This window comes from Streptomyces sp. NPDC052101, from assembly GCF_040680235.1.
In the GTDB taxonomy this organism is placed as follows: domain Bacteria; phylum Actinomycetota; class Actinomycetes; order Streptomycetales; family Streptomycetaceae; genus Streptomyces.
Genome location: NZ_JBFAWH010000116.1, coordinates 1 through 1,882, shown reverse-complemented (window position 1 = coordinate 1,882; position 1,882 = coordinate 1). Strand labels below are relative to the sequence as shown.

Annotated in this window: 1 protein-coding gene and 1 pseudogene; both read right to left on the bottom strand. The window is 70.5% G+C overall.

Annotated elements, in window-relative coordinates; all coding sequences use genetic code 11:
* Positions 1 to 398: 398 nt before the first annotated feature.
* Positions 399 to 1,316 carry a MurR/RpiR family transcriptional regulator gene (locus AB0L75_RS44090; RefSeq protein WP_365191927.1) on the bottom strand — a complete coding sequence of 306 codons (918 nt, stop codon included), beginning with the start codon at positions 1,314 to 1,316 and terminating at the stop codon, positions 399 to 401.
* Between the two features lie 78 nt (positions 1,317 to 1,394).
* Positions 1,395 to 1,882, bottom strand: a pseudogene (locus AB0L75_RS44085) (phospholipid carrier-dependent glycosyltransferase); the annotation flags it as partial.

Sequence of the window (1,882 nt, the reverse complement as noted above, 5' to 3'; positions counted from 1 at the left end):
GGCTGGCTCTACAACGGCATCGCCGGCCGCGACCGGTACGCGAAGCTGCACGGCCCCCGGCACGCCCCGGGCGCCGACGTGGGTAGGGGACGGCGGCTCGGAGTGTCCGTGCGGGAGCCCCGGGCATCGGGAACCGGCGCTGCGCGGAGACTTGCGTACGCATGGGCGGTCCGTCGGCTTTCTCGGGGCGGTGTGCGAGCGGTGAGTCCGCGGGTGCGGAACGTGCCCGGAGTGGGCAGGGCGCGATCCGTGAGCAGTATTTATATATGCCGTCCCGTTTGCAAGACGTATGAAAACATTCATGCGTGATTTGTCGTGGATGATCCCCGTCCACGGCATGCGTGACCGCAAGATCTTCACCTGACCCGGCGCACCGCGCGCGAACCGCTCGGCCGGATTCAGTCCTTCAGGAAGAACTGATGCTGGTCGGAGAGCTGCTCGTACTTCTCCAGCCGGGCCTGCGTGCGCTCCGGATCGGCGTCGGTCATGGCCTGCAGCAGCGCGGCGGCCATCATGCCCGGCGCGGCGTAGGAGTCGAACACCAGCCGGGAGCCGGTGCCGGTGGCGAAGGTGATGTCGGCCTCGTCGGCCAGCGGCCCGAGCGCCAGGTCGGTCACCAGGGCGACCTTCAGCCCGGCTCCGCGCGCCACCCGTACGGCCTGGAGCGTCTCCTGGGAGTGCCGGGGCATGGCGAAGGCCAGCACCCAGGTGCCGCCCGCCTCACGGCACTGCAGCAGCGCGTCGTAGGCCACGCTGCCGCCCAGGGTGACCAGCCGTACATCGGGGTGGATACGGCGGGCGGCGTAGCCGAAGTACTCGGCCAGCGACACCGAGATGCGCAGGCCCAGCACGGTCAGCGGGGTGGAGCGGGACAGCTCGCGGCCGATCCGGATGATCTCGTCGGGGTTGGCGAAGTCGCGCCGCAGGTTCTCCAGGTTCTCGATCTCGGCGTCGACGGCCGCCTGCAGTTCGTTGGCCCGGTTCTCCTCGCCCGCCCCGCCGGCCAGCGTGCTCAGCGCGATCGACTGGAGTTTCTCGCGCAGCGCGGGGTAGCCGCTGAAGCCGACGGCGGCGGCGAAGCGGGTGACGGACGGCTGGCTGACCCCGACCCGGTCGGCCAGCTCCGTGATGGACAGGAACGCGGCCTCGGTGATGTGCTCGATCAGGTACTGGGCGATGCGCCGCTGCCCCGGTGACAGACGCGGACCGTCGAAGAGTTCACGGAGTTGGGAGGTCGGCGCGGCCTCGGCTGCGGGCACCGCCCTGCCCGATGTGATCGCTGATGCCTGTGCGCGTGCCTGCTGCGGCGAGGACACCGGCTCGCCTCCTTTGTCTGCCACAAACACTCAACATAGCTCACCCACCGTCATGAACAGGGGGTTGAGCAGGAGGTTTCAGCGCCGGAAGAGACTGATCGAATGGCCCACTTCACCGGCCGGCCGACTGCTGCCGACCAACTCGGCGAGCCGTCCGCGCGCCTTGGCGAGCGCGGAGTCCGACACCGCCAGCAGCCCGTGCACCCGCTCCGGCGGTACCGTGCGCGGATCGGCGGCGCGGATGCCGTAGTACGACGGCACACCGCTGCCCTTGTACACCAGCCACACCCGCTCGCCCGGGTACCGCTGCCGGAGCCGGACGGCGAGCCGGCCCAGGTCCTGCCCCCAGTCCACATTGGAGTCGTGCAGCAGCCGATGGGTGTGCGCGGGGCCGCCGAAGGCCTCGTTGGAGTACGGCAGGTAGTACGGGAACGTGCGCAGCGAACTCACCGCCGTGCAGACCACCAGCGCGGCCGTCACGGCGGCCGTCCACCGCCGGCCGGGGCCGAAGGACGCCACCACGCCCAGCGACACCAGCGTGTCCATGGTCGCCGCCGTATGCCGCA